Source organism: Paraburkholderia sp. BR10872, assembly GCF_040965835.1.
Taxonomy (GTDB): Bacteria; Pseudomonadota; Gammaproteobacteria; order Burkholderiales; family Burkholderiaceae; genus Paraburkholderia; species Paraburkholderia nodosa_A.
On record NZ_JBFRCN010000017.1, the window covers coordinates 1 to 19,610 of the forward strand.

Consider the following 19,610-nt stretch of genomic DNA (forward strand, 5'->3'; position numbering starts at 1 on the left):
CGTCTGTCCGACCAGGAAGTGGCCGACGTGTCCACCTTCGTGCGTGCGAGCTGGGGCAACACCGGCGCGCCAGTGAGCGCCGAAGACGTCGGGAGGGTCCGCAAGACCATCACCGTGAGCACGCCGGAGCTGCCGCCGGGCGCCTCGCTCAAACACTAACGCTAACGCCAACGGGGTAACTCGCTGGCGCTTTCAATCGCGCTTTCGTCCAGCGCCTGCCGCGGGCCGACTCGGCCGTTCCACTTATGTAACGGTCCATTGTTAATTGTCGAGATAGCACATGATGAAAAAGCATCTGATTTCTACACCAATTCTCTTGTCGCTAGCAGGAACAGCGGCGGCGCAAAGCTCCGTCGCGCTCTACGGCATCGTCGATGCAGGTATTACCTACCGCAGCAACGAACGCACCGGCAGCACCGGCGCGGGCCAGGGCCATTCAAATGCGGCAGTGACGAGCGGGAATCTCTCAGGCAGCCGCTGGGGACTCAGGGGCAAGGAAGAACTCGGCAACGGGCTCGCCGCGATCTTCGTGCTCGAAGACGGTTTCGACATCACCAACGGCACCGAGGGTCAGGGCGGCCGCCTGTTTGGCCGTCAGGCGTTCGTTGGCCTCGCCGACACGCAGTACGGCTCGCTCACGATGGGCCGCCAGTACACCTCGCTCGACGACTTCGTCGGGCCGGTCGCTCCGGTCAGCGCGATCGGTGGCTTCGGCGCGCATCCAGGCGATATCGACGATCTCGACCAGACCACGCGCGTCGACAATTCGATCAAGTACACGAGCAGGAAGTATGCGGGCTTCACGTTCGGCGCGCTGTACGGCTTCGGCGGCCAGGCCGGCAGCCTCAAGAGCCAGAACACATGGAGCGTGGGCGGCAGCTATGCGCACGGCCCTCTGCAAGTGGGCGTGGGTTACGAGCACTCGGATAACAGCAAGACTGGCCCCAAAGACCCGACATCCGGCAAGTGGCAAGGCACCTATGACGGAACATTCAATTCGTCGATCAACGAAGGCTTCGCGAGCGCGCAGTCGCAGCAAGTCGTGGCTGCTGGCGCGACCTGGGACTTCGGCCCGGCGATCGTGGGCGCGAACTACAGCAACGTACAATACAAGGCCGGTGCGAACTCGCTCTATTCGGGAACTGCGACGTTCAATATTGCCGGCCTTTTCGGCATGTGGAAAGTGCAACCTCACATACATCTGTTCGCAGGCTATAGCTACACGCGCGGCGGCCATGTGGACGGCATCGAAGACGAGGCGCAATACCACAACGTCTCACTGGGCGCGCTGTATGACCTCTCGAAGCGCTCGACGGTGTATCTGCTAGCCGGCTACCAGCACGCTTCGGGCATGACGCTCGATGCACTCGGTAAACCAGTAGCGGCCACGGCTTCGGTCTCGGACAAGGGCAACGGCCACTCGGCGGCGACGCAGTCGCAGGCGATTGTGAGCTTTGGATTTCGTGAACGGTTCTAGGCGTTCGCATGTCCACCATGGGTGCCGGATGGACAATGAGTACGTTTCCCCGCAATGTTGATGGATACGCTGGGAGAGCAATGGAGAGGTCTGGATGCGATCGACAAGCAGATCGGTCAGATCGAGCGGCGGCTTCGGGAGTGGATGAAGAACGATCAATCAGCCAAGGCAATCGCGGCAATCCCAGGCGTGGGGTTGACCGGTTGAATCCGCCGTCTTGCGTCGCTGATGCCGGCTAGGGATAATCGGCGAGATTTCGCAATTGACTTGTCGAGCGCTACCCTACCGCATCCCATCACTTCGCCATACTCGCTCAACAGCCCGCGAAGACTGTTGATCTAGATCGATAGCTATTTGCTGCCAGCATCAAGCCGATCACGCGAGGCCTACGGCTAGGTGTGGGCGTTCATATCATTCAAATAGGCGAGCCGCTCTCAGATTGTCCCCGACCGTTCGCTTAGCCGGAACGGTTTCGTAACGAAACCGATGGCGATTCGCCAAACACCCGTTTGTACTCCATTGCGAACCGGCCCAGGTGGGCGAACCCCCATTTGAGCGCGACGTCTGTAACGGACATCGGTTCAGCCGCTGCGCCACGCAGTTCATCGCGCACACGCTCAAGACGCAGCTGACGCACCCAGGCCATCGGGCTCACGCCGTGGCAATTGCGGAAGCCGGAAAACAGCGTGCTTGCACTTACGCCTGCGAATTCGGCGAGCCGCTCAATGGTCAGGGGTTCATGCAGATGTGCGCGGACATATTCCTCGACCCGCTTCACGTAGAACGGCGCAAGCGGTCCACGCGAGTGCCGCGCGCCGCTGCGCGCCGTATTGGGCTGACCATAGACGAGCGCGTTGAGCAAGGTCGACTCGAACTGCTCGTAGGCCAGTGGATGACGCAGCGGGTGCCCCGGATCGCTCAAAGCATTCCCCAGCACCGAAAGCAGTGGCAACAGGCACATGCCCGATGGTGAAGCTAGTTCGAATGCAGGCTCGAACTCCACCGCTGCGCGCTCTTCAGTGCCGAAATGGCGCGCGCAGTGGCGCTCGATCGCTTCGCGCTCGATGCGCAGCACGACCTGCGGACAACGAATCCAGCGCATCCGCAAAGGCAGCGTCGGCGACACGAGCGACGCAACGGCCGGCGAAGAATCGAAACGGCGATCCCCACATTCGATTTCAGCACCGCCGCTCACGGGGATCTGCAACAGGAAGAAACTGTCGAGACGTTCGGGATCGATCGTCACGTCGCCGTCATAGTGGAGCAGATTGAGTGACAGGCTACCGTGCCGGGCGTGGTACATGCGGCTCGGCAACTGGTGTGAAGCGCCCGGCAGCGCGAGCTTGTGAGGCTTGAACACTGAGCCGACGCACTCGCGCACCTCGTTGAGGTCGCCCGATTCGAGCAACAGGGTGTCGCTGTTGAAGCAGGCCGCGCCGACCAGCATATTCGTAGCGGGAAGATGCTCCATAGAAGCGCTCCAAGAACGTTCGCGCGCACCTGATCCGTGCGCGATTTTCCCGACTCCACGAACCGTCTGAAGGAAGCGGATAGTCGCGTGGGACATCCGGATAGTTTCCTCGCTCCCGAAGCCTCGAGCAAGCCGCGCGACGCTAGAGGCGCAGGAACTGGCCCTCTGCCGGCCGCTGCGTACTGTAGGCCTGCACCGCTGCGGCAGCCAATCCTCAATTACCCTCGCACGCTTGGGCAGGGGTTTTCCCTCGTTCCGCACGTTTCTGGATTCCGCGGATACCCATCGGATGAAACGGATAGAGCCCATTGTTTTGTCGCAGAACACTGGGGGCATTCGAGACACAACCCTGATGGAGAGCCCGCAATGAAAGGAAGATACATCGATATTCCCGCACCGGAAGGCGGCGCGTTCCGGGCCTACCTGGCAACTCCTGCCAGTGGCACGGGGCCGGGAATTGTGCTGTGTCAGGAGATCTTCGGCGTCAACGCGACCATGCGCGACGTGGCCGACTACTACGCCGAGGAAGGCTACACCGTGCTGGTGCCCGACCTGTTCTGGCGCGTCGAACCGGGCATCGAACTCGGTTACACGGAGGCCGGCTTTGCGCGTGCGTTCGAACTCTATCAGCAATACGACGAAAACCAGGGTGTCGAAGATATCGGTGCGACACTCGCCGAACTCCGGACATTGCCCGAATGCCGCGGCGAGGCCGGTGTGCTCGGATTCTGCCTGGGCGGCAAACTGGCCTGGCTCGCGGCCTGCCGTCTTCCCGTGGCTTGCGCGGTCAGCTACTACGGCGTGGGTATTGAAAAGGCGCTGGACGAAGCGGCGAACATCAAGGGGCGCGTCGTCCTGAATATCGCGGCGCTCGATCGCTTCTGCCCGGCCGACGCGCAGCAGCAGATCACGGCCGCGCTGGGCCACAAAGAAAATGTCGAAGTGTATGTCTATCCGGGCGTCGACCACGCGTTCGCCCGTAAGGGGGGCGACCACTTTGACAAGCCCTCGGCCATGATGGCGCACGAGCGCGCGGTAGCCGCCTTTCGCAAGACGATCGGGCCACAATACGATCTTTCTGCACTGTGGGAGGCACACCTCGCCCACGAGTTCGCGACGCGCGACGTCGATGCCACCATGGCGACGATGGTGGCCGAGCCCTACGTCAACCATATTCCGACGCTCACGGGCGGCGTGGGCTACACCGAGTTGAAGCGCTTCTATCGCCACCACTTCGTGCACGCGAATCCGCCCGATACGACGATCATCCCGGTTTCGCGCACCATCGGCGCAACGCAGATCGTCGACGAAACGCTGTTCTGCTTCACGCATACCACCGAGATCGACTGGATGCTGCCCGGCATTGCGCCGACGGGCAAGCGCGTCGAGATTCCGCTGCTTGCCGTGGTGAAATTCCGCGGCGACAAGCTCTACCACGAGCACATCTACTGGGACCAGGCCAGCGTGCTGGTGCAGATCGGCTTGCTCGACCCGACGGGACTGCCCACAACAGGCGCTGATACCGCCCGCAAACTGCTCGACGAAACGCTCCCATCGAACACGCTGATGAAGCGCTGGCAGGACAGCGTCCCCGCCAACGACGCGAACTGACCGAATCATCCTCTCAAGATCACGGAGCAAACCATCATGACCTCACTCACAGGCAAAACCGCCATCGTGACGGGTGGCGCCACGCTGATCGGCGCGGCTGTCGCCCGCGATCTCGCTGCCGCCGGCGCCAGCGTTGTCGTGCTCGATATCGACGTTCAGCACGGCAGACGCGTAGCCGAGACGCTCGGCGCGAACGGCCTCTTCATCGAAACGGACATCACCAGCGACAGCGCGCTGGAACAAGCGGTTGCGAGAACCGCGCGGCAGTTCGGCGGCATCGACATCCTCGTCAATCTGGCCTGCAGCTATGTGGACAACGGCATCCAGGCAGGCCGAAACGACTGGCTCGCCGCGATGAACGTAAACGTGATCTCGGCGGTCATGCTGGTCAAGGCAGTGCATCCGTATATGGTCAAGCGCTGCGGCGGATCGATCGTCAACTTCAGTTCGATCTCGGCCGAGTGCGCTCAAACGGGGCGCTGGCTCTACCCGACCTCGAAAGCCGCGCTCAAGGCACTCACGCGCAACATGGCGATGGACCTGTCCCAGGACCGGATCCGCGTGAATTCGGTTTCGCCCGGCTGGACCTGGTCGCGTGTGATGGACGAACTCACGCATGGCGATCGCGCAAAGACTGACCGCGTGGCCGCGCCCTTTCATCTGCTTGGACGCGTCGGTAACCCGGAGGAAATCGCGCATGTCGTCACCTTCCTGTGCAGCGATGCAGCCAGCTTCGTGACCGGGTCCGATTACGCCGTCGATGGCGGATATTCGGCGATGGGCCCCGAACAGGCCGTGCCGGCCATTCCGAGACTGGCTGAGTGAGACCCGTCACTTCGCAAACACGCTTCCCTGATTTATCGACTTCGAGGTATTCGTTATGAGAAAAATTGCCATCGTCGGCGCCGGCCAGTCTGGTCTGCAACTGGCGCTCGCCCTGCTCGACCGTGACTATGAAGTCACGCTCGCGACCAATCGCGATGCACAGCAAATCCGCACCGGCAAGGTCATGTCGAGTCAGTGCATGTTCAACGCCTCTCTGCAGATCGAGCGCGATCTCGGCCTGAACTGGTGGGAGGCGTCCTGCCCTCCCGTGGAGGGGATTGGCTTCGCGGTCCCGCATCCGGACCTGCCGGGTCGCAAGCTCATCGACTGGTCCGCGCGACTTTCCCAACCGGCACAATCCGTCGATCAGCGCGTCAAGATGTCGGCCTGGCTCGAAGCCGTCGTCCAACGTGGTGCCGACGTGCGAATCTGCGAGGTCGGCGTACCCGAAATGGAAGAGCTCGCAAGGAGCCATGACCTCGTGCTGCTGGCAGCCGGCAAGGGGGAGATCGTAAATCTGCTGGGCCGCAACGCCGAACGCAGCCCTTTCGACAAGCCGCAGCGCGCGCTCGCGCTGACCTACGTGAAGGGCATGACGCCGTCGACGCCCTACTCGCGCGTACGCTTCAATCTGATCCCGGGCGTGGGCGAATACTTTGCCTTCCCCGCTCTGACCACGAATGGTCCGTGCGAAATCATGGTGTTCGAAGGCATTCCCGGCGGTCAGCTAGATTGCTGGGCAGGCGTCAAGACACCCGAGCAGCATCTCGAGACCAGCCTGGCCTTTCTCCGCCAACATCTGCCGTGGGAAGCCGAGCGCTGCGCAAACGTAGAACTGACCGACCCCAACGGCGTGTTGAGCGGCCGTTTCGCGCCGACTGTGCGTAATCCCTACTTCAGGCTGCCTTCCGGCCAGACCGTGTTCGGCATGGCCGACGCGATCGTCGTGAACGATCCGATTACAGGCCAGGGTTCGAACAATGCTGCCAAGTGCACGAAGGTCTATCTCGATGCCATTCTCGAGCGCAACAGCGCTGCCTTCAGCGAGGACTGGATGCAGCAGACTTTCGACCGCTACTGGTCGTACGCGAAAGAGGTCGTCAGGTGGACGAACTCGCTGCTCGCGCCACCGCCGCCGCACATTCTCGAGTTGCTCGGCGCGGCCGGTCAGTTTCCAACGCTCGCCTCGACGATTGCCAACGGCTTCGACGACCCGCGCACGTTCTCGCCGTGGTGGTTTGATCCGACCGCCTGCATGGCGCTGATCGACGAACACGCTGCGCGCGCCGCGTAATGAACACGAATAGGAGAAACCTTATGTGCAGCACGCTCGAACCCACTGCCGCGAAATCCGACGACCAGCTCAATGCGATGCGGCAATTGCGCAACGCCTTCGGGCAGTATCCGACGGGTGTTACTGTCATCACAGCCGCCGCACGGGATGGCCGCAAGATTGGTCTGACCGCAAACTCGTTCGCGTCACTGTCGCTCGATCCACCACTCGTGATCTGGAGTATCGGCAAGACTTCACCCAGTTGCGCGGATTTTGTCCATGCCGGCTACTTCGCGATCAACGTGCTGGCCGAAGCCCAGACCGACCTGTCGCGCCGCTTTTCGAAACCGTCGCCCGACAAGTACGTCGGCGTCGCCTGCCGTGAAAGCCTTGGTGGCACCGTGGTGCTCGACGGCTGCAGCGCGCACTTCGTGTGTCGCAACCTGGCGCAGCACGAAGGCGGCGATCACCTGATCTTTATCGGGCAGATCGAGCATTTCGAAGCAGAGGGCCACGCGCCGCTGGTCTTCCATTCCGGGCAGTACGGCGCGGTAACCAATAATCCGGCACTAATTTAATCATATTATTTAGCATTACATATTTATAAGGTTTACCGCCATGAAGCACTCCACGTCCCGCATGCTGCTCTGCTTCGCTCTTTCTGGAGTCCTGAGCACAGGATCGGCAATAGCGGGCGACCTGCCCAACGTCAACCTCGGCTTCACGAGCTTCCTCGATGGTGCACCGCCGGCGGGGTCCGGCTGGTATGCAACGCAGTACCTCGAGTACTACACGGCAGACCGTATCAACGACAACGCCGGAAACAAGGTCGCCTTGCCGAAGCAGAACGTCGATATCTTCGCGGGCCTGACGCAACTCGTTTATCAGTCGCCCTTCAAGATTGCCGGCGCGCATCCGGGCGTCGACGTGATCCTGCCGTGGGTGGCATCGGCCCACACCGACGACGGCATGGGCGACGTGGCGCTTAATGCACGCACGGGGTTCGGCGATCTGCTTGTTGGGCCCTTCATCCAGTTCGATCCGGTAATGGGCCCGGACGGACCGCGCTTTGCGCACCGCTTCGAACTCCAGATCATTGCGCCAACGGGTGCCTATGACCCGGGCAAAGCGATCAACCCGGGCAGCGGCTTCTGGTCAATCGATCCATACTGGGCCGCGACAGTCTGGATCAATCCGAAGTGGACGGTTTCCTGGCGGCTGCACTATCTCTGGAACGCCACGAACAATAGGCCGAATCAGGGCTTGGGGGACGGTGCGACTTCATCGCAGGCCGGACAGGCGCTGCACGCCAACATCGCCACGGAATACGAGGTGATGCCAGGCTTGCGAATCGGCCTCAACGGTTACTGGCTGCGCCAGATCACCGACATGAAGGTGAATGGCCAGAATGTGCCGGGGCAGCGTGAAGCGGTGTGGGCGATCGGCCCGGGGGCAATGTACAGCTTCTCCCAGCACGACCACCTGATGTTCAATGCCTATTTCGAGGCTGATGCGCGCAGCCGGCCCGAGGGAACGCGCCTGGTGCTGCGCTACGTTCATCATTTCCAGTGACGCGCTGATCAAGCGTTCGCGCCATGCACGCTGGCTAGCGTCGAGTCCGCCGGTATGGCGCACGCGAATGCTTGTAGAGACATTCGTTAGTCCCCACACGGTGAATCCCTTCCCTGCTGCTCAGTGCCGTGCTGCATTGACAGTTCACAGAATCCTGCCCGCATGTCCTGAAACTGCCTGCACGCCACGGCGTAAAGCTTGCCTCGTCAAGCGGCGCACGTCGCCTTGATGCCCGAGCGCGAGCACTTCGTCCACACTGCCTTCGCTTGTCTCGAAGCCGGGCGATCTAACGTCTTGAAGCACGCTTCAGTGTCTGCGATGGCGTTTCGCCGAAGAGTTGCTTGTAGTCGTTGGAAAAACGGCCGAGATGTGAAAACCCCCAGTTCATCGCGATTGACGAAATGTTGCGCTCCGAGCAGTCCGAGAGCATCTCTCGCCGTACCGCTTCGAGCCGGTGCCTCTTCAGCCAGGCCATGGGCGCAAGCCCGAAGTGCTGCCGAAAGCCTTCGAACAACTTGTAGCGCGACACGCCCGCAGCACGCTCGATGTCTTCGAGTGCGATATTTTCACGTGCGTTGTCGTGAATGAACTGTTTCGCTCGCAACAGGTAGTGCGGACATGAAGGCCGCATCGCCTCGGCAAGCGCATTCGAGTAGTTATGCGGCTGAGCAAGCAGCAGCCCTTTAATCAGCGCCTGCTCGAGATCCCCTGCCATTTGCTGATGATTGAGCAACGGCCCCGCCTGTCCCATCTCGGCCAGCAAGAACTTGACCATGCGCCACCAGGCCGCCTGATCGCCTTCGGCGGCATTCATCTGGGGCTCGAAGGTCAACGCAGCGTCGAGCGGGCGTTGCAGAAGTCCCTCGAGCACCTGACGCAGGGCCGGAATCGGAATCGAGACGATGATCTTGCGACAGTTGCCCATGATCGCAAGGTCCTGCGTCTCATGCGGCGACAGAACGAGGCCCCTGTCCTGGTCCGACTGCCACAGGCGGCCCTGCGCGGCGAGTTCCTGCTGGCCGGTGAGTGGCAGGCTGACGCTATAGCTGTTCAGCGGTGCGTCATTGTGCACCGAGACGGTGACATCGGTGCCGTACTCCACATACCCCAGCGTGCTGGCCATGGAACGCATCACCGTTCCAGAGTGATGGAATTGCAGTTCCTTAGGGCTACGTACCTGTAGCCCATGGGGTCCGCAAATCGACGCCATCCAGTCCCGCGCGCCCTGAAGATCTCGACTCAGCGCGTCAATACCTCGACTGTCGTTGAAGGCGGGGGAAGGCATGGCGTTTCACGGGAGGTTGACGGATGCTCAATGGTAAACCACCCCGTGCCCGGACAAAATACCGAAACACCCCAAGGCGCCCCGGCATCAGCAGCGTCAGGAGGGCGACGTCGCGCTGTTGCTGTCCCCGAATTTTTCGTAGTAAAGACGACCTTCCAGTCGTTCGCTTGCAAGCCACGTCTTGATTGCCTCGACCATCGGCGGCGGTCCGCAAACATACATGTCGAACGGGTTCGCTTCCAGCATTCCGCGGTCGAAATGTTCGGGAATGAGCCCCGTCTTGCCCTGCCATGCTTCAGAGGGATTCATCACAACGATATCGCACGCGAAGTTCGGGATGCGCTCCTCGTAGGACTTCAAACGATCGAGCTCACACAGATCCCGCGCGTTCGTCACACCATAGTACAGATGGACCCTCTGGCCACAGCCGCCCTTGTGAGCGAGATCGTCTAGCATGCCCAGAAATGCGGACAGGCCCGTACCGCCTGCGACCATCACCAGCGGCCGCTCCACCTCGCGTAGATAGAACGTGCCAAGCGGCGCCTCGAAGACGACCGTCTGGCCCGGCTGGCAGCGCTCGCGCATATAGTTGCTCATCGCGCCGTCGGGCAGCAGACGAATCAGGAACTGGATCTGGTTTCCGTCCTCGGGCCGGTGCGCGAACGAATACGATCGCCAAACGTCCGCGCCCGGCACCTTCACGCGCGCGTACTGGCCCGGCAGAAAATCGAGCCGCCCGGGATGGGCACTCGCGTCCAGATGCAGGATCGCCGTCGTTTCCGAAACCTGCTTCACGGCGGTGACCTTGCCAGTGAGCAACGTAGTTGCGTCGGCGCTGCACAGGCTCGAATCGAAGTCGAAGTGGAAGGACGCATCGGATTGCACGCGCGTCTGGCAGGACAGGATCTTGCGCGCAGCGAGGTCGTCGGCAGACAGCGTCTCGTCGTCGACATAGTCCTGCGTATAGCTGCCCGATTCGCAGCGCCCCTGGCAAGTTCCACACACGCCCTCACGGCAATCGAGCGGGATGTTTATGCCATTGCGCAGTGCGGCGTCGAGCAGGAGCTCACCCGCTCGGACATCAAAGAACGCCGTCTTGCCATCGGCAAAACTGAAGGCAACCTTGTGGCTCATCTCGTGGCACTCCCGCTTACAGATGGTAGAAGTCGAGCACTGCGTTGATCGTGTCGTTCAGCAGGAGCACGTGCTTGCGAGCGATCTTCCAGGTCTCGCCGGCTGGGCGCAGCTGGTAGGCGACGTGTCCGAAGAAATGTTCGGCAACGCCATGCCGGGCGTAGAACGTGGCCCAGTTGGCCTTGACTTCCAGCTCGCCGCGCTCGCGCTCCGAAATACGGACGTTGGTTATCTGGTGCAGCGTGCGCGGCAGCGGCGTCGACGCCGCCGACTTTCCCGTGCGCAGGCGGAACACGCGATCCTCGAGCCCCGTGCGGTCCGCATAGTAAATGAGCGACATGCCGCGCTTCGGGTCGGTCGTGTACACGTGCTCGGAGTCCCACTGGGGTACGTGGAATTCGCTGTTCTCGTCGAAGAGGGCGAGGTACTCGTCCCAGCTCTGCGCGTCGCAGAGCTCGGCCTTGCGATAGAGAAACTGCTCGACCGATTGTTGCAGGGTGACGGACATGGTTCAGGCCTCCTTCGTAACGTTCGACTTTTGTGCGAGCCCCTTCATGAGGTAGGTCTGCCACGCACCGTGCTGGTTGACGTAAAGCCCCTCGTGGGTCAGCTCCGTGCCGCACAGCACAGGCTCAATGCCGAGCAGGCGCGTATTCGCCGTCTCGCCTGCCACCCACTTGTGGTGTCCGCGAGAGATGTCGCTCCAGCGCTCGAGGCGCGCCTGGAAGCCGCGTTGCTGCTCGCGGAACTCCACGAGATCGTCCGGCGTGCCCATGCCCGAAACATTGAAGAAGTCTTCGAACTGCCGAATACGGCTCTCGCGATCCTGATCCGATTCGCCCTTCACGCCGATGCACTGGCTGGTGACCTCAGTCTTGTTCCAGGCGACCGGACGCACGATGCGAAGCTGGGAGCTGATCTGGTCCATGAAAAACAGGCTCGGATAGATGTTCAGGTTGCGCAGGCGATGCATCATCCATTCGGCCTTCTGCTGCCCCTGTGCCTCGACGAGGCGCGGCATGACGCTGCCGTAGCCGGGACGCACACTGGGGTTCGGCATGTCGCTGAACAGCACGCTATGGCCGTTCCTGAATGCGAACCAGCCGTCGTCGGTCTCGGAATCGCCTGCGCCAAGCTTGCTGTAGTCGAGCGTTCCGCTCGTCGCACCGCCCTTCTGGGCGTTCGATTCATGGCGGTGCTGCACCGTGGCGACGTAGTTGTAGTGCACCGTGCTCACGTGGTACCCGTCGAGGCCGTTTTCGTTCTGCAGCTTCCAGTTGCCTTCGTAGGTGTACGTGGACTTGCCCGGCAGCACCTCGAGCTCGCCCGTGGGCGATTGCGCGACCATCATGTCGAAGAAGATGCGCGCATCGCCGAGATAGTCCTCTAGCGTGTCGGTCGCATCGGCGTCGAGGCTGATGAACACGAAGCCCTTGTAGCTTGCGATGCGTGCTTTTTTCAGGCCGCGCGTGGATTTGTCGAAGTCATCGCAGTATTCGCCTGGTGCCTTGACCTTGACCAGATGTCCGTCGCTCTTGTAGCACCACGCATGAAAGGGACAGGTGAAGGTCGACTGATTGCCTTTGCCCATACGCGTGAGAGTCGCGCCGCGATGCTGGCACGCGTTGATCATCGCGTTGAGCTGGCCGCTCCCGTCGCGCGAGATGATCATGGGCTGACGGCCCGCGCGCATCGTCATGAAGTCGTGGGGCTTGGGGATCTCGCTCTCGTGGCACGCGTAGATCCAGGTCTTCTCGAAGATGAACTCCATCTCCAGGTCGAACAGTTGCGGCTCCGTGAACATCTCCCGCGCAATACGATAGACGCCGTCTTCCGGACGGAAGTCGAGGCATCCGCCAATGAATTCCTGCCATTGCGACGTGTTTTTCTCTGCACTCACGATGGGTTCTCCTCCTGCCGTTCAGCGGTCTTGCGACCGGGTTCTTGATGAACTGGATTGAATACCCGTTTTGGTGCGGACGCTATCCACCTGGTCGCCGTTCGCTATCCGCTTTTTTTGCAGCGATTTTTTTCCGCTTTGCTGGACGCGTCTTCGCGACGCCGCCCAACCGGCCGGCGCCTGGCGTTTCACGACCGCGCCGGAATAAACGGATAGCGAGTGTCCAGTAGACGGATAGCGCCCGCGCGCGCCCGGATATCTAATGCCGTCAGTGCCCCAACATGCGCATCCGGGCTACAGACGCCGGGTTTAAGCCCGCGGGCTCATGTCCACCGGATTCCACGTACATAAGAGATCCTGACCGAGCCCAATGGGCCCGGCCTCGGCATCGAACTGGACGAAGCGAGAGTCAAACGCTTCACGCGCGATGGCCTCATGAAGGTCACCCGATAATCCCTACCCCTGACACGAGGACGCTGGACCATGCTTTTCCACGTACGGATGGATGTGAAATTTCCCGCCAACATGCCGGCCGATGTCGCTAACGAAATCAAGGCGCGCGAGAAAACGTACTCGCAGGAGCTCGACATCCTGCGCGCTACCGCTGTTCCCGTACATGGAGATTGAAGTAACCCCCTTGTGTCGCCATCCGTCGTCGGTGCGTGACAGCGACGCGTGAACGTTTTAAGGGATGCCCCACCCACCCGTGTCATTCCCCCCATACCAACTGGAGACAGTAGTCATGAGCGTAAGCGTATTCGAAACCAAGGAAGTGCAGGAACTGCTGAGGGCAGCCACCAATGTCGATAGCAACGACGGTAACGCACGTTTCAAGCAGATCGTCCACCGCCTGCTGGGCGATCTCTTCAAGGCCATCGACGATCTCGACATTACGCCCGACGAAGTCTGGACCGGCATCAATTATCTGAACAAGCTCGGCCAGGACGGTGAAGCGGCACTGCTGGCCGCAGGCCTCGGTCTGGAAAAGTATCTCGACATCCGCATGGACGCATCCGACAAGGCGATCGGCATTGACGGCGGTACTCCGCGAACCATCGAAGGTCCGTTGTATGTGGCGGGCGCACCCCTACGCGATGGCATTTCGAAGATCGACATCGATCCCGACGCCGATGCGGGCCCGCTCATCATCCACGGTACCGTCACCGGTCCGGATGACAAGCCGGTCGCTGGTGCCGTGGTCGAATGCTGGCACGCGAATTCGAAGGGTTTCTACTCGCACTTCGACCCGACGGGCGCGCAAAGCAACTTCAACCTGCGCGGCGCGGTCAGAACCGGCGCGGATGGCAAGTACGAATTCCGCACCCTGATGCCGGTCGGCTATGGCTGTCCGCCCCAAGGCGCGACGCAGCAATTGCTGGACGAAATCGCGCGTCACGGTAACCGTCCGGCACACGTGCATTTCTTTGTCACCAGCGAGAGCCAGCGCAAGCTGACGACGCAATTCAACATCGAAGGCGATCCGCTGATCTGGGACGATTTCGCCTATGCCACGCGTGAAGACCTGATTCCTCACGTCGTGGAAAAGACCGGCGGTACGGCGTTGGGCCTGAAGGCCGACACGTACAAGGACATCGAATTCAACATTTCCCTGACCCCGCTGGTACAGGGCAAGGATAACCAGATCGTCAATCGCCTTCGCACTTCAGCCACGGCGTAATTGGCCGGGCCGGCGGCGGCGCCGCAACGCTGCTGCCGGTCAGTGAAGTGAATTGGCCGCTGCTGCCCGCGCGACGCCGGCTATATAAACCCACGTACGAAGATCGACCGCAGAAGACGTGAGATCGGCTAAATGCCGGATTGATGACTGCAGCGCCCCACAACTCATAGATGAACTTTCGCCTGCCGATGACACCGACCACGGGTCCGCTATTGATGCCAATACGCAATTGGAGGCCCTAGCCATCACCTGGACTAGTCTTTGGGCACACCCAAGTGGGACAAACCCGGAAAATTCACGCTAGGTCTGAGCCGGGAAACGCAAGAGGATCACTTACTTGAGGGTGTACGTCAACGTGCCATACCCAAGTTGGTCGAAGCCGCCGCTGGTCGAGCCGTAGTCGCCACCGCCGCCTTCCGGACGCACCCGCTGCGCGTGTTCGGCAACGCCCGGCGCCTTGAGTTTCTTCAACACCACGTAGTGGTTGTAGAGCAACTCCCAGATTGGCCGCGTATTGCCTCTCGATGCAGGCGAAATCACGAGCTGTGTCGCGAGACTGTCGGAATACAGGGTGTAAGGCACTTCATGTCCCAGGTTGTATTGGGCAGCGTATTCGGCTCCCTTCAGCAGACGATCGTGGTCGTATCCGAACAGATCGTCTCCCTGATTCCAGGCCATCTGACAGAACGCGCCCGCCAATGCGATGTCGAGCATGGTGTGTCCCTGGTCGCGGCCGCTTTCCTGAACCTGACCGAGCCCGTTCGGATACAACTTCCAGACGAGGTGTTCGATGGAACCGTTGCCTGCGCCGTGCTTGAAATACTCGACCGCTTCGGAATAGATGTCCCGACGGTCGGTGAGCACGCCGATCGCCAGCATCGATGTCATGTTGGCAAGATCCCAGTTCGCCCAGTAGTGATCGACCTTCGTGCCGTTGTGACGGGTCAGGAAGTCCTGGTTCATCGGATAGAACACAGTAATCATCATCGACTGGAAGCGATGAAAATCTGCCGCTTGCCATTGCGGCGACGTGCGCAGGATTTCCGCGGCGTTAGCCAGTTCGTAGCCGTAGATCCCGGAGGCGAGGAACTTGTCCGAACTCCCCTCGATCTTCCTCAGGCTATGCGACCAGGCATTCAGGATGGCGATGGCCTTGCCGGCATAGGCATCGTCGCCCGAGACTTTCCAGCGCAGCGCGAGCGCATAGGCCGCTGCTGCATCGTTGAACAAAGACGAATAATTCTGCGCATGCTCGGGATCCTCGCCGCGATAGATCGCATCCTGGGGACTTGCCTTCCAGTCCAGCGACGCGTGACGATTGGCGATCAAGCGCTGCCAACCTTGCAGCCATGGCTGCTTTCCCTGCGCCACGTTGACTCGCATGCGCTGAAAGTCCTGTTCACTGTGCAGCAGGCCCGGATGTGCGAACGGCTTCGTCTCGATACCAGTCGTTGTTTGCACGGCCACCACAGTGTGCTTCGCGTCTCCGCTAGCGTCGTGGTGAACCGGTTGAGAGACGCAGGCCGCGAGGATGTTCATGGCGCCGATTGATGCGATGAGTATCGATTTTCTGGACATCAGCAGAAGAAGCTCAAGTCTTGAATGAATGGCTACCCCCGCTTTGTTGCGAAGGCTGAACCCGTACTCAATCAACGAGAATTCGAGAAAATCGTTGACACTGTCGGGACACGAAGCACAAACAAGCGAGGCGTCACGACGTCCGGCCGTCGGGCAATCGATAATCCACGGGGCCGCGTGGCACGGCCTTACTGCGTTTGGATGCGCTCCAAAACGTTTGTGTTTCGCACACTGGACTGAGGTCAGTCGACGCATCGTTCCCAAGGCCTGCATGAGGTTGGAATTACAGGCAGCATTGACGGTGCAGCCAGAGTCCCTCCTCTCCGATCCACATCTGAATCAGCACAGGTAAGAGAGGTCGGCTGACGCGGTAGCATGGGGAATCGCAAAGAACGCGGCAAGCACATGCGTAACGCTGGATCGGAAAGTCAAGCCTTTGAACATACCGTTCCCCCGTCGTACGCGCCTCACCGTTTGTCCACGGCATGTTCACTGTCCTCGATGAGCCTGATTTATTCCTTCTTATTCCTTCGCCGCGCTACGTTCTCCGGCGATTCTATTGCTGTGCCAGGTCGAATATCCGGCTCATCGCCATCCACTTCTGTCCGGACGGCGTCCACGGTGTGGGCGCCTGAAACTGCCACATCAACGTCTCCCACCGCTGGACCACGGGGTTATTTTGAGCAGCAGTCGCCATCCTGGCAGCGTCATATATTGCGTCGTCTGTTTCCATCACCATGAGCAATCGGGTTCCCAGACGGTAAATCTCCATGTCCAGAACACCCTGGTCTCGTATGTGCCGGATCACTTCAGGCCAAACCTGGCGGTGAAGTTCTTCATAACGGGTAATAAGCTCAGGATCTTCTTTCAGGTCCAGGGCGAAGCAGTAACGCACGATCACTCCTGTTTTAAGTGCCGCAGTCATTCAGTCTGGGATCACGCCTTGCGTGGCTTGCTGCCGTATGGCGTTCCATGCATGCCGTCAAGTGAATCGCTAACCTCATCTATCACAGTCGCATTGCTAACCGCTAGCGCCGAATCGCCGTAAGAGGTGAAGTCCATCTCCGCTCCCCGCATACCATACCCGGGCATCGTCCGTTACATGATCGCTCCCCGCAGCCAGGGAACGAACTCGCGATCACCGATTCCGTTTTCCTCGCTGCGCGTTCGCCTTCCCGATGCGACCTCCAGAATGAACTGGAACAGTTGCATCCCTGCTTCCTCGACGCTCAGACGACCGTCGACGATGTCGCCGCTGTTGAAGTCCATGTCCGGGCGCATTCGCTCGAACAGATGCGTAGTGGTTGCGATCTTGATGGTGGGAGCCGGCCTGGAACCGAAGACTGAGCCGCGTCCAGTCGTAAAGCAGATCAGGTTGGCCCCTCCCGCTATCTGCCCCGTAGCCGACACCGGGTCGTAGCCCGGCGTGTCCATGAATACGAGGCCGCTTTCAGATACCGGCTCTGCGTAGTCGTAGACCGCGTTCAGTATGGTGCCGCCTGCTTTCGAGACTGCTCCCAGTGACTTTTCAAGAATCGTTGTGATGCCACCTGCCTTGTTGCCGGGCGACGGGTTGTTGTTCATTTCGCCGCCATTTTCTGCCGCATAGCGTTCCCACCACCGCAATTTCGCGAGCAGACGCGCGGCGACGTCATCCGACGCTGCCCGTGCCGTCAGCAGATGCTCTGCCCCGTAAATCTCCGGCGTCTCCGACAGGATTGCGGTGCCGCCATTGCGTGCGATCAGGTCGACCGCCGCGCCGAGCGCGGGATTGGCGGTGATTCCCGAGTACCCGTCCGAACCGCCGCACTGCAGCCCGATTTTTAGCCGCGCCACAGGTACTGTTGTGCGCACGGCCCGATCTGCCACTTCGAGCAGTTCGTGTACGATCGCGGCTCCCCGCGTCACCGCCTCGCGGACACCGCCTGCGTCCTGGATGACGAGCGTTCTGATCGACCCGTCATGGCCCGCTCGCAACGATGCCGCGAGATCCTCGACCTGATTGACCTCACAACCCAGTCCGACAAACAGCACGGCCGCAAAATTGGGATTGCGCGCATAACCGGCCAGTGTCCGACGCAATATCGCGATTCCGTCACCGGAGGCCGACATCCCGCATCCGCTCTGGTGCGTAATCGCGACAACGCCGTCCACGTTTCCGAAGGCCTCCATGGCTGCCGCCCGGAACGCATCCGCTATCGCATGACAAACACTGGCCGAGCAGTTGACGCTCGCGATAACGCCGATGTAATTGCGCGTTCCTACCTGACCGTCCGGCCGCACGAATCCCTGAAACGTGTCGGAGCGGTCGATCTCTGCAGCCCGAAGCGCCGTTTCGTGGCCCGACTGCCCACTCCCATGACGTTCAGGCATGGCGACGTTGTGTACGTGAACGTGTTCGCCCGCAGCGATGTCGCATAGCGCAACGCCAATCGTCTGCTGATACTTTGTCACGGACGCGCCGCGGGCGATGTTCCGTATCGCCACCTTGTGACCGGCTGGCACGGGCGTCAAGACCTGAACCTGCTGCCCATTCGTATCGATCTGCGTGCCTGCATCCAGCGCGCGAAGCGCAACTGCAACGTTGTCTTCACGGTGAAGCACCAGAAACGTCTCCACGTTCATGATGCGTGCCCCCCTATAGCGTCCAGGCGGTTCTGCGCGGCCAGCATGCTTCGCAAGCGCGGCTGTGTAGACGTAAGCGACAACGAATCCGCGAGTTCGATCAACGGCTTTATTCGCCGTCTGACCTTTTCTCCGTGATTGATCGCAATGTCCGCGATACGATGAGCCAACCAGGGATTGAGCAGCCGGTCGCGCACATTTTCGATGTAGCGCGCCGCGGCACTGTGCAGGCCCAATGCGTCGAACACCGGCAGGACCTCCTCGTGCCAGACTCCCTCGATACCGTCCCGAAGTCGGGGATCGCTCATCGCCACCAGCACCGTTTCATTCGACGGGCGGCGCTCGTTGATCCACCGATCGGCGAGCCAGCTGTGGCCGAGATTGAGAAAGAAGAGCTTCAGACGCTCATGGGTACGCAGGTCGTCTGTCACGACAATCTGCTCGTGCACACATGGCAACTCCATGCCTGTACGCCGCTCGATGGCCCATAGCGCATACGGTTCCGCGATCGCGCCGACCGGGTCGATCGGCTCGGACACGATCCGGTCGACCAGTGAGTTTACCCAGACGCAGCTATGCTGCAGATACCCGACAAACGTCGCCGGCATTCCCCATCGCCGTGCCACGCCGAGCACGATATCGCGAAGCGTGTTGCCATTGTTCTCGACAAGTTCGCAGGGAAAGATCGACACACCATCATCGGGACGCACCTGCCAACGTGCATGCAGGAGAACCATCAGCTTCACCGGAAAGCTGTGCGGCACCTGTTCGTCGCCAACAAGCATGTCCGCCGAATCCCGGTCGTCAAGCCGGTAACCGGCATCGCCCGTGTTCGAGACAATGACCCGCACCTCCTCGATCATGACGCGACGAATGTCTGCCCAGTCAAGATCGGCGACCCACGCCTTCTGGACGGCGTGGCAATCGACGACGCGATCGATCGCCACACTGCCTTCCCTGCCCCGAATGCGGACGGGATAACTGCGTGTATGCGCAAGTGCGGCAACTCGCGCTCGGCTCGACGGATTGCCCGTGGTCTGCACAACGGCGATTGCGCCGATCGCGTCGCCGCGCTCAAGGGCCTGCGATACGAAAAAGGCGACATGGGCCAGCAGAAACCGGCTGGTGCCAAACTGAAGAATGGGTGTGCTCATGCTGCCTGTCCTGATTGTTTCGCCGTG

16 protein-coding genes and 4 pseudogenes are annotated in these 19,610 nt (G+C 60.7%); 10 read left to right on the plus strand and 10 right to left on the minus strand.

What is annotated here, in order from left to right; genetic code table 11:
• The 3 genes and pseudogenes from AB4Y43_RS15365 to AB4Y43_RS15375 all read left to right on the plus strand — a co-directional run.
• Positions 1 to 159, plus strand: a pseudogene (locus AB4Y43_RS15365) (cytochrome c); the annotation flags it as partial.
• Positions 160 to 283: 124 nt separating this feature from the next.
• Complete coding sequence (locus tag AB4Y43_RS15370; protein ID WP_368728201.1) at positions 284 to 1,477, plus strand: porin; 1,194 nt, start codon at positions 284 to 286, stop codon at positions 1,475 to 1,477.
• 42 nt (positions 1,478 to 1,519) lie between these two features.
• A pseudogene (locus AB4Y43_RS15375) lies at positions 1,520 to 1,675 on the plus strand (IS110 family transposase); the annotation flags it as partial.
• A gap of 259 nt (positions 1,676 to 1,934) precedes the next feature.
• Here AB4Y43_RS15375 and AB4Y43_RS15380 read toward each other — a convergent pair.
• Complete coding sequence (locus AB4Y43_RS15380; RefSeq protein WP_368728140.1) at positions 1,935 to 2,948, minus strand: AraC family transcriptional regulator; 1,014 nt, start codon at positions 2,946 to 2,948, stop codon at positions 1,935 to 1,937.
• 366 nt (positions 2,949 to 3,314) lie between these two features.
• Here AB4Y43_RS15380 and AB4Y43_RS15385 point away from each other — a divergent pair, with 366 nt between their 5' ends.
• From AB4Y43_RS15385 to AB4Y43_RS15405, 5 genes are read left to right on the plus strand one after another with little or no spacing between them, the layout of a single operon-like run.
• Positions 3,315 to 4,559 carry a dienelactone hydrolase family protein gene (locus AB4Y43_RS15385; RefSeq protein WP_368728141.1) on the plus strand — a complete coding sequence of 415 codons (1,245 nt, stop codon included), beginning with the start codon at positions 3,315 to 3,317 and terminating at the stop codon, positions 4,557 to 4,559.
• Between the two features lie 36 nt (positions 4,560 to 4,595).
• Positions 4,596 to 5,384, plus strand: a complete 789-nt coding sequence (locus AB4Y43_RS15390; protein WP_368728142.1) for an SDR family oxidoreductase — start codon at positions 4,596 to 4,598, stop codon at positions 5,382 to 5,384.
• A gap of 55 nt (positions 5,385 to 5,439) precedes the next feature.
• A complete protein-coding gene (locus tag AB4Y43_RS15395) occupies positions 5,440 to 6,678 on the plus strand; it encodes a styrene monooxygenase/indole monooxygenase family protein (protein ID WP_368728143.1) in 1,239 nt (412 codons plus the stop codon).
• A gap of 23 nt (positions 6,679 to 6,701) precedes the next feature.
• Positions 6,702 to 7,235: a flavin reductase family protein gene (locus AB4Y43_RS15400; RefSeq protein WP_368728144.1), complete on the plus strand. Its 534-nt coding sequence runs from the start codon at positions 6,702 to 6,704 to the stop codon at positions 7,233 to 7,235.
• 40 nt (positions 7,236 to 7,275) lie between these two features.
• Positions 7,276 to 8,229 (plus strand): transporter, encoded by a 954-nt coding sequence (locus AB4Y43_RS15405; RefSeq protein WP_368728145.1) that lies wholly within the window; start codon positions 7,276 to 7,278, stop codon positions 8,227 to 8,229.
• 286 nt (positions 8,230 to 8,515) lie between these two features.
• Here the strand turns inward: AB4Y43_RS15405 and AB4Y43_RS15410 are convergent, their stop codons facing one another.
• From AB4Y43_RS15410 to antA, 4 genes are all read right to left on the minus strand, one after another.
• Positions 8,516 to 9,514: a helix-turn-helix domain-containing protein gene (locus AB4Y43_RS15410; RefSeq protein ID WP_368728146.1), complete on the minus strand. Its 999-nt coding sequence runs from the start codon at positions 9,512 to 9,514 to the stop codon at positions 8,516 to 8,518.
• A 96-nt stretch (positions 9,515 to 9,610) separates the two neighbouring features.
• Positions 9,611 to 10,648 carry an anthranilate 1,2-dioxygenase electron transfer component AntC gene (gene antC / locus AB4Y43_RS15415; protein ID WP_368728147.1) on the minus strand — a complete coding sequence of 346 codons (1,038 nt, stop codon included), beginning with the start codon at positions 10,646 to 10,648 and terminating at the stop codon, positions 9,611 to 9,613.
• Positions 10,649 to 10,664: 16 nt separating this feature from the next.
• Complete coding sequence (antB, locus tag AB4Y43_RS15420) at positions 10,665 to 11,156, minus strand: anthranilate 1,2-dioxygenase small subunit (protein ID WP_368728148.1); 492 nt, start codon at positions 11,154 to 11,156, stop codon at positions 10,665 to 10,667.
• A 3-nt stretch (positions 11,157 to 11,159) separates the two neighbouring features.
• Positions 11,160 to 12,548, minus strand: coding sequence for an anthranilate 1,2-dioxygenase large subunit (antA, locus tag AB4Y43_RS15425; RefSeq protein WP_368728149.1), 1,389 nt, complete (start codon positions 12,546 to 12,548; stop codon positions 11,160 to 11,162).
• A gap of 483 nt (positions 12,549 to 13,031) precedes the next feature.
• Here antA and AB4Y43_RS15430 point away from each other — a divergent pair.
• A pseudogene (locus AB4Y43_RS15430) lies at positions 13,032 to 13,227 on the plus strand (muconolactone Delta-isomerase).
• A gap of 63 nt (positions 13,228 to 13,290) precedes the next feature.
• Complete coding sequence (gene catA / locus AB4Y43_RS15435) at positions 13,291 to 14,226, plus strand: catechol 1,2-dioxygenase (protein ID WP_368728150.1); 936 nt, start codon at positions 13,291 to 13,293, stop codon at positions 14,224 to 14,226.
• 145 nt (positions 14,227 to 14,371) lie between these two features.
• Here the strand turns inward: catA and AB4Y43_RS15440 are convergent.
• From AB4Y43_RS15440 to AB4Y43_RS15460, 5 genes and pseudogenes are all read right to left on the minus strand, one after another.
• A pseudogene (locus AB4Y43_RS15440) lies at positions 14,372 to 14,461 on the minus strand (adenylate/guanylate cyclase domain-containing protein); the annotation flags it as partial.
• Between the two features lie 98 nt (positions 14,462 to 14,559).
• Positions 14,560 to 15,879: an alginate lyase family protein gene (locus tag AB4Y43_RS15445; protein ID WP_368728151.1), complete on the minus strand. Its 1,320-nt coding sequence runs from the start codon at positions 15,877 to 15,879 to the stop codon at positions 14,560 to 14,562.
• A gap of 481 nt (positions 15,880 to 16,360) precedes the next feature.
• A complete protein-coding gene (locus AB4Y43_RS15450; RefSeq protein ID WP_342947182.1) occupies positions 16,361 to 16,699 on the minus strand; it encodes an L-rhamnose mutarotase in 339 nt (112 codons plus the stop codon).
• Between the two features lie 203 nt (positions 16,700 to 16,902).
• On the minus strand, positions 16,903 to 18,429 hold the full coding sequence (locus tag AB4Y43_RS15455; protein ID WP_368728152.1) for a UxaA family hydrolase: 1,527 nt from the start codon (positions 18,427 to 18,429) through the stop codon (positions 16,903 to 16,905).
• On the minus strand, positions 18,426 to 19,583 hold the full coding sequence (locus AB4Y43_RS15460; RefSeq protein ID WP_368728153.1) for a mannitol dehydrogenase family protein: 1,158 nt from the start codon (positions 19,581 to 19,583) through the stop codon (positions 18,426 to 18,428). Before AB4Y43_RS15460 ends, AB4Y43_RS15455 begins: the two co-directional genes overlap by 4 nt.
• Positions 19,584 to 19,610: the final 27 nt, after the last annotated feature.